This window comes from Alteromonas sp. G4i35, from assembly GCF_054960375.1.
This window is the reverse complement of sequence record NZ_JBHNZD010000015.1, coordinates 92,855-108,177: the sequence shown is the minus strand read 5'-3', so window position 1 is coordinate 108,177 and position 15,323 is coordinate 92,855. Positions and strand designations below refer to the sequence as shown.

14 protein-coding genes are annotated in these 15,323 nt (G+C 46.3%); 6 read left to right on the top strand and 8 right to left on the bottom strand.

Annotation, left to right across the window (positions count from 1 at the left end):
- Positions 1-5: 5 nt before the first annotated feature.
- Positions 6-1,385, top strand: a complete 1,380-nt coding sequence (locus ACFI6L_RS11530) for a 5-methyltetrahydrofolate--homocysteine methyltransferase (protein ID WP_462574039.1) — start codon at positions 6-8, stop codon at positions 1,383-1,385.
- A 116-nt stretch (positions 1,386-1,501) separates the two neighbouring features.
- Here the strand turns inward: ACFI6L_RS11530 and ACFI6L_RS11525 are convergent, their stop codons facing one another.
- The 5 genes from ACFI6L_RS11525 to ACFI6L_RS11505 form a co-directional block, all read right to left on the bottom strand.
- Positions 1,502-2,356: a pirin family protein gene (locus ACFI6L_RS11525; RefSeq protein WP_462574038.1), complete on the bottom strand. Its 855-nt coding sequence runs from the start codon at positions 2,354-2,356 to the stop codon at positions 1,502-1,504.
- Between the two features lie 12 nt (positions 2,357-2,368).
- Positions 2,369-4,129, bottom strand: a complete 1,761-nt coding sequence (locus tag ACFI6L_RS11520; RefSeq protein WP_462574037.1) for an amidohydrolase — start codon at positions 4,127-4,129, stop codon at positions 2,369-2,371.
- Between the two features lie 10 nt (positions 4,130-4,139).
- A complete protein-coding gene (locus ACFI6L_RS11515) occupies positions 4,140-4,508 on the bottom strand; it encodes a c-type cytochrome (protein WP_014951160.1) in 369 nt (122 codons plus the stop codon).
- 64 nt (positions 4,509-4,572) lie between these two features.
- Positions 4,573-5,283 (bottom strand): hydrolase, encoded by a 711-nt coding sequence (locus tag ACFI6L_RS11510; RefSeq protein ID WP_014951159.1) that lies wholly within the window; start codon positions 5,281-5,283, stop codon positions 4,573-4,575.
- 144 nt (positions 5,284-5,427) lie between these two features.
- On the bottom strand, positions 5,428-5,850 hold the full coding sequence (locus ACFI6L_RS11505; RefSeq protein ID WP_039229165.1) for a YybH family protein: 423 nt from the start codon (positions 5,848-5,850) through the stop codon (positions 5,428-5,430).
- Between the two features lie 621 nt (positions 5,851-6,471).
- Here ACFI6L_RS11505 and ACFI6L_RS11500 point away from each other — a divergent pair.
- Entirely contained in the window at positions 6,472-7,254 is a 783-nt protein-coding gene (locus ACFI6L_RS11500; protein WP_423083363.1) for a sulfite exporter TauE/SafE family protein, read from the top strand.
- Positions 7,255-7,409: 155 nt separating this feature from the next.
- Here the strand turns inward: ACFI6L_RS11500 and ACFI6L_RS11495 are convergent, their stop codons facing one another.
- From ACFI6L_RS11495 to ACFI6L_RS11485, 3 genes are all read right to left on the bottom strand, one after another.
- Positions 7,410-9,527, bottom strand: a complete 2,118-nt coding sequence (locus ACFI6L_RS11495) for a TonB-dependent receptor plug domain-containing protein (protein WP_462574036.1) — start codon at positions 9,525-9,527, stop codon at positions 7,410-7,412.
- A 71-nt stretch (positions 9,528-9,598) separates the two neighbouring features.
- Positions 9,599-10,009, bottom strand: a complete 411-nt coding sequence (locus tag ACFI6L_RS11490; protein WP_014951154.1) for a hypothetical protein — start codon at positions 10,007-10,009, stop codon at positions 9,599-9,601.
- 68 nt (positions 10,010-10,077) lie between these two features.
- Entirely contained in the window at positions 10,078-11,358 is a 1,281-nt protein-coding gene (locus ACFI6L_RS11485; protein WP_371341883.1) for a sigma-54 interaction domain-containing protein, read from the bottom strand.
- Positions 11,359-11,513: 155 nt separating this feature from the next.
- On the opposite strand from ACFI6L_RS11485, the gene ACFI6L_RS11480 reads away from it, so the two are divergent.
- The 4 genes from ACFI6L_RS11480 to cydX all read left to right on the top strand — a co-directional run bounded on the left by ACFI6L_RS11480 (position 11,514) and on the right by cydX (position 15,284).
- On the top strand, positions 11,514-12,119 hold the full coding sequence (locus ACFI6L_RS11480) for a Tll0287-like domain-containing protein (RefSeq protein WP_462574035.1): 606 nt from the start codon (positions 11,514-11,516) through the stop codon (positions 12,117-12,119).
- Between the two features lie 327 nt (positions 12,120-12,446).
- Positions 12,447-14,027 (top strand): cytochrome ubiquinol oxidase subunit I, encoded by a 1,581-nt coding sequence (locus ACFI6L_RS11475; RefSeq protein ID WP_423083366.1) that lies wholly within the window; start codon positions 12,447-12,449, stop codon positions 14,025-14,027.
- Complete coding sequence (cydB, locus tag ACFI6L_RS11470; RefSeq protein ID WP_014951150.1) at positions 14,024-15,160, top strand: cytochrome d ubiquinol oxidase subunit II; 1,137 nt, start codon at positions 14,024-14,026, stop codon at positions 15,158-15,160. Before ACFI6L_RS11475 ends, cydB begins: the two co-directional genes overlap by 4 nt.
- A 10-nt stretch (positions 15,161-15,170) precedes the next feature.
- On the top strand, positions 15,171-15,284 hold the full coding sequence (gene cydX / locus ACFI6L_RS11465) for a cytochrome bd-I oxidase subunit CydX (protein ID WP_014951149.1): 114 nt from the start codon (positions 15,171-15,173) through the stop codon (positions 15,282-15,284).
- The last annotated feature ends 39 nt before the right edge of the window (positions 15,285-15,323 follow it).

The window sequence follows — 15,323 nt, the reverse complement described above, 5'->3', positions numbered from 1 at the left end:
CACACATGAAAAATAGACTAGTACTAAGCGCCATAGCCAGCGCACTTTTGCTCGCAGGCTGTGGTGATGCAGAAACCAATATTGTAGAGCTGGATCCTATTGAGGTGCCAGAGGATGATCACGACCACGACGATCACGACTCAGATTATGAAATTGAAAGTGAAGGCAGATTGGTTGTTGCCGATGCTGCATCAAATACGCTCACTGTCTTTGATCTAGATGATAATTCAGTACTTGATACGTTTTCTGCAACCTTTGATGGAAGCAGTGTAAGCGCCTCCGCAGACTATCGCTTTGCAGTCATCAACAGCCGAGCAAACGGACTAACTGAGTTTCTTGATGGTGGATTATGGCGAGAAGATCACGTAGAGCATCTGCACGACTATGAAGAAGCCCCAAGTCTGTCTGGTTTCACCCTTGAAGGTAGTCAACCGACTCACGTAGTAACACACGACGGTCAGCTTGCTGTGTTTTACGACGGAAATGCGGACACCAGCATGCCGGCAGCGGTAAAAGTGGTAACCGATACCCAAATTGCCAGTGAAATTACAGAAGTTCCTACTTTGGAATTTACTGTAAATATGCACGGTGTCGCGGAACCGCGTGGAGACATGCTAATTAGTACTGTACGTCGTGATGATGCAGAGTCTCGTTCTGCTAACCCAATCTTGCCAGACAGCGTTGCGGTATATCACTGGCATGATGGCGAGTACGAAGAAGAGCAACGCTTTGACGGCGAGTGTGCTGATTTACATGGCGCCGCTCAAAACGAAATCGCTGTGGCATTTGGCTGTAGCGACGGCGTATTAATTCTCAACGAAGATGATGAGGTATTTACCAGCGCGTTTATTGACAACATTGATGGGCTTGGCGCTCTGCGCATTGGCACAATGTATGGACATGAACACGCAGAAGCGTTTATTGGTATTGCTTCACAGCACGGCGGTGGCAGCGCCATCTTGGCCAATGTGTCGCCTGTAACTAGCACAATGAGCGTGATTGACTGGCAGCCAGAGACTGACGCTCATGCAGTATCTTACGGCTTCTCAATGGGCGGTGAATTCTTTGTTATTTTAGATGACAAAGGTTTTGTAACACTGCTAGAAGCGCATGAAGAAGACGGTGACACGCACTGGGAATTTGCGCACAAAATTGATGTGGCCAGTGCCAGCGCCGCAAACCTAGCAGAAGGTCAGTCATTTAGCATGGCGGCATCGCAACACGAAGAAGCCTTGTTTGTTGTTGACCCTGTTGCGCAAGCTATCCTCGCTGTTGATTTGGAAGCCGAGACCACGGAAACCTTGCTTGAACTGGATTTTGAGCCTGCAGGTGCAGTATGGCTAGGTATTGCTGAAGAACACGAGCACGACGATCACGACCATTAATTCGTAGTGGTATTACGCTAATGAAAGAGCAGGCTATAAGCCTGCTCTTTTTGGTTTTAATGTATTTTGTGCTTAAAGCCATTAGTTTGTTGCTAGAGCTGCTTACAACAACAGCTTTATTTAGGCAGCGGAATAAACTCGCGGTCGTCACCCGGAATAGTTGGGAATAACCCGTTTGCCCAACGAGCCTCAGCGTCTTCTATTTTCTCTTGAGAGTACGCCAAAAAGTTCCAACGTAAAATGGGTTGTTTCTCCATTTTCTCTCCACCTAAAAGGAAGTAGCGACTATTCTCCATGGTTTCAATTTCACTTTCATCGTCCAATAGCACAAATTCGCCTGCGCTGAATACTGCATCGCCTAGTTTTACTTTTCCGGAAATAACGTAACAGGCCGTTTGAGAATTGCCACATGGACGCTCAATAACCGCTCCTGCTTCTGTTATCACATCTAAATAAAACATGGGTGAGTACGTCTTAACCGGTGACGTGTAGCCGTACGCTTCCCCTGCAATTAGGCGCATCAGTACTTTTTCACGATGTATATACGGCAGTTTAGCTTTGTTAACGTGTATAAAGCTGGGCTCCATATCTGCCTTTTCTTCAGGCAATGCAACCCAGCACTGTAGACCGTTTAGCACATGATCAGTGCCTCGGGTTTCAATGGTCTCTCGCTCAGAGTGAACAATGCCTTTACCCGCCGTCATCCAGTTTACGTCACCAGGCTGTATTTCCTGAATAGTGCCTAAGCTATCCCTATGCAGCATACTACCTTCCATTAAATAGCTAATGGTGGCCAGTCCTATATGCGGGTGGGGCCTAACGTTAATGCCGCTGCCTGCTGGGAAATGTGCAGGTCCCATATGGTCAACAAAAACAAATGGGCCAATGCTCCTTGCGTCAACGTGGGGAATAATGCGACTTACTGAGAAGCCACCTAAATCTTTTTTGTGAGATGAAATTCGTTTTGCCATGATCTTTCTCAATTAACGTTGTTGGGAGAAGTTAACCGGTGACCACGCGGGCTCGGCTGTTTCTATTGGTGTTGCGAGTTTTGGGTACTGCTGTCTATCGGCAAAAACGACGTTGCCGTCTACGACAGTTAACTGTGCTTGTGTGTTTAGCAATGCCTTTTCACCTATTTTTAAGATATCGTGGTTAAGAATAGCAAAGTCAGCGTAAAAGCCAGGTTGTAATCTACCCTTAACCTTTTCTTCTCCAGATAGTGCAGCGCTGCCTTGAGTAAATAGCTTAAGGGCTGTCAGTCTGTCTACATGCTTTGTACCTAAATCAAAACCACCCACGGTTTTTCCGCTCACTGCCCAGTAATAGGTTGCCCATGGATTAAAACTTGAAACGCGGGTACCGTCTGTGCCTAAGCCCACTGTGATACCAGCACTAAGCATTTGCTTTATAGGGGGCGTACGCTTGGCTTGCTCGGCGCCATATCGCTCAACGAAATCCTCACCGGCAAAGGCCATACGACCTTGCACCGCAATCGAGCCACCTAACGCTTTAATGCGCGAGAGATTTTCATCAGACACCGTCTCAGCGTGGTCAATAATCCAGCGCACGCTATCAACGGGCTGTGTTGAGTGAATATGTTCAAGTACGTTTAAAATACGTGTTATAGATTGGTCATAAGTGGCATGGAGCCTAAACGGCCACTGCTGCAATAGATGAAGCCTAATCACTTCTTCCAGCGCATCTTCGGCTTCGCCTGGAAGTTCAGGGCGTGGCGCACGAAAGTTTTCATAGTCTGACGCTTTATAAGTGAGTAGCTCGCCACCGCCTTCAATTACATAGCCATTGTCTAAATGAATATGCTGGTTTTGATTTGCTTCATACTTACTCATCCATGTAGCAAAACTCACCATTTCTTTATTAGGCACTTGCGGGAACAAGTAATTAGAAACCCGTATCGGTAACTCACCGAGCTTGGCAAGGGTTTCACTGGCTGTATAGTCTTCAGGAAAGGTATGGCCACCGCCGCCTGCGTCTACTACACTGGTTACGCCTAGGCTAAGTAGTTTTCGATAAAACTGTCGACTGGAATTTAACTGTTCATTTGCGCTTAGCTGAGGCAGCGCTGCAATGGTTTTATACAAAATCATTGGGTTGGGTTGAGCGAGCAAAACACCTGTGGGGTTGCCGTTAGCATCTCGCTCTATCACGCTTCCCTTTGGCGCTTGGGTGTCTTTGTCTATTCCCAGTGCTTCAAGGCCTTTTTTATTGAGCACACCACCTGAGTAAAGATGAAGCACAAATACCGGTGTGTTTGGCGCGATGTCGGTAAGCTCTTGTGGTGTAGGTAAGCGCTTCTCTTCAAATTGATAAGGGCTGAAACCTCCAATGACTCTTACCCATTGCCCCTTGGGCGTGCGTTTGGCTTGTGCTTCTAGCATGGCTAAGCCTTCTTTCAAGCTTGTAATACCTTCCCAGCGAGTTTCTAAATTATAAAAACGTCCTCCTCGCGTTACGTGCATATGCGAGTCATTAATACCTGGAATGAGCCGCTGTCCTTTTGCATCGATTACTTGAGTGGCACTATCTGCGTCTGCTAGCAGCTGTTGGGCATCTTGCGAAAAGGCGCTAAATTTACCTTTTTCTACGCTAAGAGCCGTATAGGTTTGGCCGCTCGAATTTGTGATTTTTGCATTTACAACGACCAGATCTGGGGCAGCCATTGCCTGGCTAGCGCCAAACAATAGAGCAACAATCGAAAAACGTGACAATAATAAATTCATGGGATAGCTCCTAGTTATTGCTGCTTTGGCTAGTGGTTTGTTTACCTGACTGGGCTGCAAAATAAGTGGCTAGGGCGTCAATATCGTCATCGCTAAGCCCTGATGCATTGGGGCGCATGATACTGGCCATACCGCCTTTCCTGATGCCGTCGCGATAAGCTTTAAGTGCATAAACTAGGTACGGTTTGTTCTGACCTGCCAAATTAGGGTTACTTTCAATGTTGGCAATGCCTGTTTCACCGTGACACCCCATACAGTATTGTGAAAGTGTTTGGCCTTTTTCGTATTGCGCGCTATCGGTATTAGCGCTAACGCTGAAAGAAAGTGTTGCGATTTGAAGCGCGGTCAATAGTGCTACAAGTGGGTGCAAAGCTCTCATGTTAAACTCCTCGTGCAGTAACGATACAAGTGCGACAGGTCACGGTGACCTGTCGCATCAAAGGCTACTGGCCTTCTTTGGCGTTAAACATTTCGGTTGCGTAAATAAGGCCTAAACCGTATCCCCCAGCATGTTCTTTTGCGATGTTTGTCACGTCCACATAGCTTTCAGTGCGAGCCCAATCACGTTGAAGTTCTAGAAGGTACTGCAACCAAGTAATGGGTTGAGCACCTGCCTGAATCATACGCTGAACCGCCATGTCGTGAGCTTCTTTAGATACACCGCCAGACGCATCGGTTACAAAATACACGTCATAGCCTTCTTCAATGGCAGACAGCACTGGCCCTACACCGCAAACTTCTGTCCAAAGCGCTGCAATAACAATTTTGTTCTTTTTAAATTTCTTAACCTTGTCGGTGACTCGCTTATCTTCCCAGGTGTTCATCGTTGTGCGGTCAATAGGTGTTTGGTCGGGGAATACTGCTTTTAATTCCGGGAAAAGCGGGCCGCTGAATGACTTTTCAGCTACGGTTGTCAGAATGGTGGGTACATTAAATGCCTTTGCAGATTTTGCTAGACCTGTAACGTTGTTGCGCACATCTTCGATTGAATGTGAGCGTGTTGCAAACGCCATTTGAGGCTGGTGGTCGATAAGAATGACCGTGTGGTTGTCGGGTGTCAGAAGGCTCTTGGCTGGCTCTCCCGCTTGCACAGAAGGAACAAGAAAGGTTAAGCCAGTAACAAGTGCTGCCATTGATTTTTTAATATTGAACATTGTGATTTCCTCTTGGATTAAGTTTGTCGTGAGTACTTCGTAAACCTCGAGATAAATCTTATGTTCGTTTTTATTAATTTAAAATGCGTAAAAATTCATCTAATTATTCTAATTATTAGAATTAAATGCCTGGATTTGAGAGAATCACGCAAAATCTAACAAATCAGTACCGAAGAAGTTATCGATGACACAGCGCCATTCACCACTTGCATCCCTTTGCAGAACATAAACGGCGCGCTTACCCTCGCAGGGTAGGGCGTTGGGTGTTGTTTTGGGAACAAGGTAAAGCTTCGCGACGACTAGCGCTACGTCACCGGCTTGTATAACCCGTTCATCTCCGGTTGTAACAAAATGATCGGGCATGAATTTCTTTTGAAATTTAAGCAGGGCATCAACGCAGTCTCGCTGCGTGGCATGTTCTTCAGCGGCTTGGTTTTGCGTTGAGCTGGACATAGGGGTCGCGACCACTGTTGCATCGCTAGCATAACATTGGGATAAGGCGTCTTGATCGCCGCGGTTTACTGCGTCATGCAACTGTTGTAACACGTGAGATATTGGATTGTTCATGGCTGTCGTTCCGTTATTTTTACCGCAAGACGAGCCAATAAAAAACCCGCCTTTGCGGCGGGTTTAGTGAATTCTATTTACGCACTAGCTAACCCGCCCATTCCTTAGAATAGCGAGAATAATAATCAGCGCAGACGCTGAGTAAGCAGTATGTGTATTCGTGTTTTTAGGCATAGTATTTAAAAACAGTGCGCTGCTAGTGAGTATTTAATGACCCGAGTATCCTGTGCATAATGAAGAAAGTCAATGGGTTTTTAGGTGTAGAAATTAGACCCATGCGAGTGGGTGGGCAAGCGGTAAGTGTAAGATGTAAGGTGTAACGCTGCTCTAGGCTTCAAATATGGTAATGCGAATAATCGAGCCCTGCTTTAAACAATCATAAATATCTTTATCAGTGAACCCGCTATTGCGGAGAAGTTGCCTGGCAACTAGCTTAGCGCCTTTTGTACACTGCTTGTCACGTATTATTCGAAGTGCTTTGTTTAAATAACTAATAGAAGGCATGATAAATAACCTTACGCGCTAGGCGTGAGTTTTGTATGATATTTAAACGATATGTTTTGGTGTAATGATCACTCAAACCATACAAACTGTGTTACGAATTAAGGTGGAATTTGACCCTTGGAGTTACTTTATAGCTGGTTAACGGCCAATGATGCGATGTCGATGTCATCATCAGTAATACTTGTTGTTACCTCCTTCTTTACGTCGATGATGACAGCAACGCTGGGTATTGGTGGCGGGGTCTTATTACTGGCAGTAATGGCCGGTACTATGCCAGTCAGTGCGCTGATCCCAGTTCACGGTTTAGTACAGCTTGGTTCAAACGGTAACCGTGCACTGATGACGGCAAGGCATATCGACTGGAGTATGCTGAAGTATTTTTCTTTAGGCGCAATCGTTGGCGCGTTCTTGGCGTCGTTTATTGTGGTTCAGCTGCCGTTGGTTATTATACAATTTGCGGTTGCCGCATTTATTTTATTTCTGGTGTGGGGGAGTAAACCCAAAGCACAAGAAATGAACCCCGCGGGTAGAACATTGGCAGGGTTAGTAACCACGTTGGTTTCAATGTTTGTAGGTGCCACAGGGCCTCTGGTGGCGGCATTTGTACACCGAAATAATTACAGCAAAATGCAGATAACCGGCACGTTTGCCACCTGTATGACACTGCAACACGGCCTTAAAGCGTTTGTTTTTACCTTTGTAGGGTTTTCTTTTGCCCAGTGGGCCGGGCTAATCATTATTATGATTGCCAGTGGTGCGCTCGGCACATTCATCGGCTTGAAAGTATTAAAGCGTGTCCCAGCTGAAAAATTTATGCTGGCGTTCAAGATAGTGGTGACACTGTTGGCCCTGCGGCTCTTGTGGCAGGCATTCTCAACCTTATTTCCCGCTGTAATCTGACACAGCTCTTTACCTTCAAAATACTTACGTTAGTGCATAAGTTTTCATTTCTAGCGTTTAAAACGGCATGTGTATCAGACATTACGAGTAGATAAACCAGCGAAGGAGAATCACTGGTTTATCTTTATGCCTTTTGCAGTTTGAGTTTTAAACGGTTAGAACCTGTAGCTTAGCGATAAATGCCACTCTCGTCCCGCAGCGGGTACTCGCTCACCTACTGCAACATCAGTATTCATCACGCGGTTAATTCCTGCTGTGTGTGGGGCGTAGTGTTTATCAAACAGGTTATGAACGGTTGCCGTTACCTGAAGGTTTGACTGTGCATTATCTATAAGGGTGAAAAGCCCCGTAATATGCACTAATCCATATCCAGCGGTAGTGTTTTCACTTTGTAGCGCTGAAACGTGGTTTTGTGCTCCTGCCAATTCTGACGTTAATTGGAGTGCCATTGGCGCATCAAGCAGCTGTGTGTCCCACTGAATGGTGGTGATCAGCTGTTCGGGGGAAATACGAAACAACGCATCGTCGATATCGTCGCGATTACCGTGCTGAACACTTGCTACTGCGTTAAGCTTCACGTTATCAAACACGTTACCCGAAACAGTAAGATCTGCCCCTTTGATTACGGCGTCTGTATTAGTCCACTGAAATGGTGTTGTGCCTGCCATCATGGTAGAGACCATATTGGCAGCCATATTCATGCTGGGAGAACCAGTAATATAGTCTTCAATATCTTGATAAAAGAGACGAGGAGAAACTGACCAGCTTTTGAAACGGTAATCAATACCCACATCTATCTGGCGTGCAGTTTCGTTGTCTAGAGCCAAGTTACCAATGTAGTTAAATCCGTCTGCCATTCCCCCAGAAATACCAAGAGGTAGCCACGTATAGCGCTCGAAGTAAGTAGGGGCACGGTTTTTCTGCGATACGCCAAGGACAACATCGACATTGTCGCTGGCGTGATATCGCGTGCTAGCGGCAATATCTAACATGTTATAGCTCTTACTGCGTTCTGCCGCGTTGAAATCATCAACGAGTGAAGCAATGGCTGGGTTCATCATAACCATATTAGAACCGGCTAGCCCGGCATCCATGTCAACACGTGTATACCGGGTACCAATTGTTGTTGAATAAGATGCTTTATCTCGCTGCCATTCTGCGTATACGCTGGCTGTGTCTTTTTCTACGTTGGTAAAGTTATCAACGAAGAACATGCCGTTATTAGGGTTGGTGATGGTCGAGTTATTCCTGCTGTGGTGCAGATTGGCACCTAGTTTGAGGTCACCTTCATAAAATGGCATTACATAGGTGGCATCTACACCTTGAGCAATAGCATCAGCGTTATTCTCTCTCGCCATGTCGGCAGACATCACCATGCGCTGTGAGAAGTTATCCATGGCATGATGGTTGCTGTTGCCAAACCAGCTTAACGTGAAGAACTCCCTATCGTTTGCGTTATAGCGATAGCCCAGTCGATACCAAGCGGCATCAATAAAACCAATGTCCATGGCTAAAGCAGGCGTGCCGCTTTCGTTAGTATTAAGTTGCTGATAACTCACATCGACTTGGTGATTGCCCCACTCATAGCCCGCCCTAAACTTACCGCCATTTCTTTGGTAATGGCTGTTTGGTATAACGCTGTTATCTCCCGACTCTTGTTCGTCGCGCTGCTGATGAGTGAAGGCGCCGCTAACAAAAGCCTGCTCACTCTTATAAAACAGATTGCCTTGGTATTGCTGACCGCTCCCCGGAGATATTGCGCTGGCACTTACGCTACCGCTAAAGCCTGTATTCAAGTCAAAAAGTGCTGAGGCATCAGAGTGAATGCGAAGCTTTCCGCCTAGCGTCTGCACACCTGCACTTACTGGCACAATCCCCCGGTAAAGGGTGGCGGTCAGTCCTGGTTCTGGCAGCACATGAGAAAGGGGCGAGTCCATGGCGTTTGGTCCTGCTCCAGCAATATCAACGCCATCAATGCTTACGCCAACTCGGTCACCATAAAGTCCTCTATACTGAATAAGCCCAGTGACTGGGCCGTTTCGAGATATCGACACGCCAGGTAATGTGGCAAGCTGATCGCCAAAGTCAGCGTCAATATTGCTGGTAGCACTAACAGACTCTTGCTCGATATTTTGCGTGCTAAGGGAAAGCGGTGTGCCAATAACGGTGACCACTTCTGTCGAAGTGTTATCGGCTAAGTCGATGGTGTTTGCGTAAATGTGTACGGGCGCGCACGCAGTGAATACGGCAAGCGCAATGATAGATTGCTTCATAACAATTCCATTTTAAAAAACGAGTGTTGTGCATGGTGAAAGCATGCATGTTCAGTGTGTTTGGGAGGTTGTTATGCGTGTGGTGGGGCACGACTTAGCGGCGCCGCGTAAGCAAAATCTGTAAAGGGCTTAGCCGCTAAACGCGCGACTAAAGCGCGATAGCGAACCAGCGATAGTAAAGGTAATGTGGCATGTAGTGGCTCGTCAACCTGAGGTAAGTCGGCTAACGTGCCATTGGTACAGTCAACGTGCTCGGCGGGTGCTTTGAGCAGTTCGGGGCTAACAAAAACGAACTCACCTTCAAACTCAGTGGCGCTAATTGAAATGTAGCGCATGGTCTTGCCAGTACAAATAAGTTCAATATCTTCACCTACAAACGCACGTGCTTGCTGCATAGTATGGGCAGCAAGGCCAAGTGCTAATGCATTTTGCAAAAGCATACAAAGGCAAAGTGTTAGTGTAAGTAGGCGTCTTAAAGTCATTTTTCTTTATCTGGTTAGCGCCTTTTTATCATAGCCTGCGTTTTGGTAATTTTTCTACCTATTATTTTTTACGTATCTCCAACCCCCGCTTTTTTCAGCTTTCTGTAAAGTGTACGGGTACTCACTCCCAGCGCTTGTGCAAGTTGCTGGGTATCGCCTTCAAAAGACGTGTGAACCTGACGTAAGTATTGGCGTTCCAATTCGTCTAAGGTCACAACGTTACTGTGAGATGAAGAGGCATCATTGATAGCATCAGAGCTTATGTTATCGAGCTCGGGTAAGTCTGTATCGTAAATAACGGTTTCATCAGCCAGTAAAATAGCTTGGTCTACAATGTTTTTGAGTTCGCGAATATTGCCTGGGAACGGGTAGTTGGTTAGTTTTTCTAGCGCGTTTTTATGAAACCGTTTTTTCTCTTTAGACATTGCCAAAAAATGCGCGGCTATCAGTGCTATATCTGATTTTCTTTGTCTTAAAGAAGGGAGGTTGATAGGAAAACCGGCAATGCGGTAGTAGAGGTCTTGTCTGAATTCGCCCGTTTCCACCATGTGCTTTAGATTTTTGTGTGATGCACACACTAAACGAAAATCAGCCTTTTTAGACACTGTGCTTCCTACAGGTCGATAAGTTTGAGACTCGAACAGCCGCAGAAGCTTTACTTGTGTGGAAAGTGGGATATCGCCGACTTCATCAAAAAACAATGTGCCGCCTTCCGCTGCTTCTACGAGCCCTTTCTTATTTGTGGTTGCGCCTGTAAATGCCCCTTTTTCATAACCGAATAGTTCGCTTTCAAGCAGCGTGTCAGACATGCCGGTACACTCGATGACAACAAATGGTTTGCCAGCACGGTGACTACTCGAGTGAAGTGCTTGGGACACCAGCTCTTTACCCGTGCCGGTTTCGCCAAACAGTAGTACTGAAATATCTGAGTTAGCGGCGCGATTTATTTTGTTTAGCATTGCTTTAAATGCTTCTGATTCGCCGACCATCTTTCCTGCTGAAGGTCGGTTTGAGGCAAACGAAAGCTTATCGAGTATTTCCAAGAAACCTAATAATTCTCCGCTACCGTCGAAGATCGGGCGCATGAGGATGTCGCAGTAGCTTTGACCCTCACTGGTGGTATGAACGTGTACTACGCTAGCCGCTCGTCCTGTGGCTTTACTCTCTTGCATGGGGCAATGCTCGCCGCACTTATCGCAAGGTTTGCTGTTGCGGTGAGAGACTTGATAGCAGGTGCTAAAGCCAAGCTTTATATCCACAGGGTAGGTGTCTCTGTAGGGCTGGTTGACAGCTTCAATAACGTAGCTTGGGTTAATGAAGATTGCGGGTTTATCTATCGCATCTATCATTGCTTGTACTATGGATATATTCATGGGTAGCTGAATATTAGTTTGTTCTAATTTAATTTTGGCAATTTATCATATTGGCATAGAGCTTGTTCACTGTTTGAGACAAACGGCAATACTTCGGTAGCAACTCATTCAATTCCAAAGAGAGTTTTATAATGAAAAATAGCGTAATGCTGGTGGTGATAAGCTTATTGGCAAGTAGTGCTCATTCATTGGCAGATACAGTGACTGCCAATGAGAAAAAAAGTGAAAACAGTGTACAGGAAAAAGTCAAAGAAGCGCGATTACACGCAAAAGCACTGGGAGGCGCGCTAAAGTCACGACTACAGCAAGCAATTCAATCCGGAGGGCTAGAGGCTGGCGTTAACGAATGCCAGATTGCAGCGGCTCCTATTGCTCTGGCGCTTAGTCAAAATGGGTGGGAGGTTGGGCGTACCGCGCTGAAAGTAAGGAACCCAAACAATGCGGCAGATCAATGGGAGCGTGAGCAGTTGGCGTGGTTTTCACAATTACTGACCAAAGCTAAGCAAGACAATTTGGCCCCTAAAAGACCTATTGAAACTTATCAATACGATAGCGAAAGCGGTGAGTTTAGGTACATGATGGCGATTGAACAAGGTCAGGTGTGCATGGCATGCCACGGAGCCAATGTGGCACCTTCAGTAAAACAATCCATTCTAAAGCACTATCCCAGTGATCAAGCTACAGGGTTTGAATTGGGAGAATTACGAGGCGCGTTCACACTCTCATATACCCCTTAACTTTTCCTTATACTCCACTTTTTGACAATCTGCTAAGCAGCCTTTCTCTTGTGCCATATTTGTCACCTAAATGACAAATATGGCGAATGCATCGCCATCAATTGTTGCGTTGGATCAATAAGCCACACGCTCGGTCGTGGAATAATTTATCTGCACAGTACGAAAATACCGCCGTTTATCGGTAATTGCGCTTTAGCAGCCAAATTACTGATGTATGGCATAAACCGTGCTCTTGCCATGCGGCATATTCATGTGTTCATCACTGAATTTTAAACCACTTTTCTGCTAAGCGTTTAACGCGCACACGAAATACAAGGGAGATAACCCATGAGCGATACGTTAATAGAACTATCGCGGTGGCAATTTGCATTAACTGCAATGTTCCACTTTATATTTGTACCCTTAACTTTGGGGCTTAGTTTCTTACTTGCCATTATGGAATCGGTATACGTAATGACGGGTAAAGAAATTTATAAGCAGATGACCCAATTCTGGGGAAAGCTGTTTGGAATTAACTTTGCCATTGGTGTAGCCACAGGCTTAACCATGGAATTCCAGTTCGGAATGAATTGGTCTTACTATTCTCACTATGTAGGCGATATCTTCGGTGCGCCACTTGCCATCGAAGGCCTAATGGCCTTTTTCCTGGAATCTACCTTCGTGGGGTTGTTCTTCTTTGGCTGGGACAAAATGTCAAAGGTGAAGCATCTGATGGCGACTTGGCTGGTGGCCATTGGTTCAAACTTCTCTGCACTGTGGATCTTGATTGCTAACGGCTGGATGCAATACCCGGTAGGCGCTGAATTTAATTTTGAAGCCATGCGTATGGAAATGACCAGCTTTGCTGAGGTTATTTTTAACCCCGTAGCACAGGTCAAATTTGTTCACACTGTATCAGCAGGTTACGTGACCGGCGCAATGTTTGTGTTGGCAATTTCAAGTTACTACCTGCTTAATCATAAGCATATCGCCTTTGCGCGCCGTTCGTTCGCCATAGCTGCTAGCTTCGGCCTAGCCTCAACGCTTTCTGTGATCGTGCTAGGTGATGAAAGTGGTTATGAGCTTGGTGATGTACAAAAAGTGAAGCTGGCAGCAGTTGAAGCTGAGTACGAAACCCATCCTGCACCTGCGCCGTTTACTGTGTTTGGTATTCCAAACGACGAAAAGCAGGAAACCGAGTACGCCCTTCAAATTCCTTGGGCAATGGGCATTATTGCTACCCGTTCGTTAACCGAAGAAGTAAAAGGTATTAAGGATCTTAAAGAAGAGAATCGCGAGCGTATTCTAAGCGGAATTAAAGCCTATGAAGTACTTGATGATGTAAGAAACGGCACCGCGACAGCTGAGCAACGTACTGCCTTCGACCAAAATAAAGACAGTTTGGGCTACGCTATGTTGCTAGAGCCTTTCACTGAGAACGTTTCAAATCCTTCTGATGCCGCGCTTCAACAGGCAGTAGATTACAGCATTCCGCCGGTTGCCCCATTGTTTTGGAGTTTCCGCCTTATGGTTGTGGCTGGCTTTATTATGCTTGCGCTATTTGTGTGCGCCTTTTACTACAGTACTAAACACAAGATTACTAAGCCACGTTGGCTATTAAAAAGCGCGCTCTACGGTTTGCCGCTTCCTTGGATTGCCTGTGAGGCTGGCTGGTTTGTCGCTGAATATGGCCGCCAACCATGGTCAATTGCAGAGGTGCTTCCGGTGCATACGTCGGTATCTAATCTCGCCGTAAGCGACGTGGTAATAACCCTTGTAGCCTACAGTGCTTTCTACACCGGCATGTTCATTATTGGTTTTTACCTAATGAAGAAGTTTGCCAAGAAAGGGCCAGTTCCACCTGAAGATAAGCAGTCTGACACTGAATTTGATCTTATTGACCTTGATGAGCAAGGAGCAAAAGCATGATTGATTATGAACTACTGAGAGTCATTTGGTGGTGCTTGGTTGGCGTTCTGCTAATTGGCTTCGCGGTTACTGATGGCTTCGATTTGGGCGTTGGAGCACTGCTCACGCTTATTGGTAAAAATGACAAAGAGCGCCGCGTAATGATAAATACAGTAGGGCCGCACTGGGATGGCAACCAAGTTTGGTTTATCACCGCAGGTGGCGCTATTTTTGCCGCGTGGCCGATGATTTACGCCACTGCGTTTTCTGGTTTTTACCTTGCGCTGGCCCTTACCTTAATTGCCCTTTGGATGCGCCCGATAGGCTTTGATTACCGCAGTAAATTACCAAACCCGCAGTGGCGTAAAGCGTGGGATTGGGCGTTATTTGCTGGCGGTATTATCCCAGCCCTTATCTTTGGTGTGGCGTTTGGTAACCTGCTGTTGGGCGTACCGTTTGAAATGGACAGCACGCTTAAATCAACCTACACAGGCTCGTTCTTTGGCCTTTTAACACCGTTTGCGCTGGTGGCAGGATTGCTTTCTGTGGCTATGTTGCTGAATCACGGTGCAACCTGGCTACAAATGAAAACCGATGGCTTTATTGAAGTTCGCGCACGTGCAGTATCGGTTGTGTTAAGCCTGGCTGGTGTCACGCTATTTGTACTTGCAGGTCTTTGGGTAGCATTTGGATTAGATGGCTTCGTGATTACGTCGGCAGTCGACACTATTGCAACGTCAAATCCACTTAAGAAAGAGGTTGCCATTGAAGCTGGAGCTTGGATGAGCAACTACAGCAAATACCCCCTTATGATGGCAGCACCTGTGCTGGGTATTATTGCGGGTCTGGCCTGTGCGCTTTTCTCTAAGAAAGGTAATGCAGGCATGGCGTTTGTATCGAGTGCGCTATTTATAGCAGGCGTTATCTTAACAGCTGGCTTTTCAATGTTCCCATTCCTAATGCCAAGCATCACTATGCCAGAGGCGAGCTTAACCGTATGGGACGCTACGTCTAGCCATATGACGCTAAACGTAATGTTTATCGTTGCCTGTATCTTTGTGCCTATTGTACTTAGCTACACGGCCTATAGCTTTTACGTAATGCGCGGGCGCATTAAAAACGAAGACCTCGACCAGTCTCACACCATTTATTAAGGAGAACGCTATGTGGTATTTCGCTTGGATTTTAGGAGTTTTGCTGGCGTGCTCTTTTGGCATTATCAACGCCATGTGGTTGGAGTCGACGGAAAATATGGATAGACCCGAAGACCAAGAATAGAAGTGGAGGTAGGCTGGCCGCAAGGACACGGGGTGAACT

Excerpts from the sequence above, each read along its gene's own strand:
- ACFI6L_RS11505 (WP_039229165.1), bottom strand. The coding sequence starts at position 5,850 with ATGAACAATCCAATATCTCACGTGTTACAACAGTTGCATGACGCAGTA.
- ACFI6L_RS11520 (WP_462574037.1), bottom strand. The coding sequence starts at position 4,129 with ATGAATTTATTATTGTCACGTTTTTCGATTGTTGCTCTATTGTTTGGC.
- ACFI6L_RS11485 (WP_371341883.1), bottom strand. The coding sequence starts at position 11,358 with ATGATAGATGCGATAGATAAACCCGCAATCTTCATTAACCCAAGCTAC.
- ACFI6L_RS11515 (WP_014951160.1), bottom strand. The coding sequence starts at position 4,508 with ATGAGAGCTTTGCACCCACTTGTAGCACTATTGACCGCGCTTCAAATC.
- ACFI6L_RS11530 (WP_462574039.1), top strand. The coding sequence starts at position 6 with ATGAAAAATAGACTAGTACTAAGCGCCATAGCCAGCGCACTTTTGCTC.
- ACFI6L_RS11480 (WP_462574035.1), top strand. The coding sequence starts at position 11,514 with ATGAAAAATAGCGTAATGCTGGTGGTGATAAGCTTATTGGCAAGTAGT.
- ACFI6L_RS11495 (WP_462574036.1), bottom strand. The coding sequence starts at position 9,527 with ATGAAGCAATCTATCATTGCGCTTGCCGTATTCACTGCGTGCGCGCCC.
- ACFI6L_RS11510 (WP_014951159.1), bottom strand. The coding sequence starts at position 5,283 with ATGTTCAATATTAAAAAATCAATGGCAGCACTTGTTACTGGCTTAACC.
- ACFI6L_RS11525 (WP_462574038.1), bottom strand. The coding sequence starts at position 2,356 with ATGGCAAAACGAATTTCATCTCACAAAAAAGATTTAGGTGGCTTCTCA.
- ACFI6L_RS11475 (WP_423083366.1), top strand. The coding sequence starts at position 12,447 with ATGAGCGATACGTTAATAGAACTATCGCGGTGGCAATTTGCATTAACT.
- cydB (WP_014951150.1), top strand. The coding sequence starts at position 14,024 with ATGATTGATTATGAACTACTGAGAGTCATTTGGTGGTGCTTGGTTGGC.
- cydX (WP_014951149.1), top strand. The coding sequence starts at position 15,171 with ATGTGGTATTTCGCTTGGATTTTAGGAGTTTTGCTGGCGTGCTCTTTT.
- ACFI6L_RS11490 (WP_014951154.1), bottom strand. The coding sequence starts at position 10,009 with ATGACTTTAAGACGCCTACTTACACTAACACTTTGCCTTTGTATGCTT.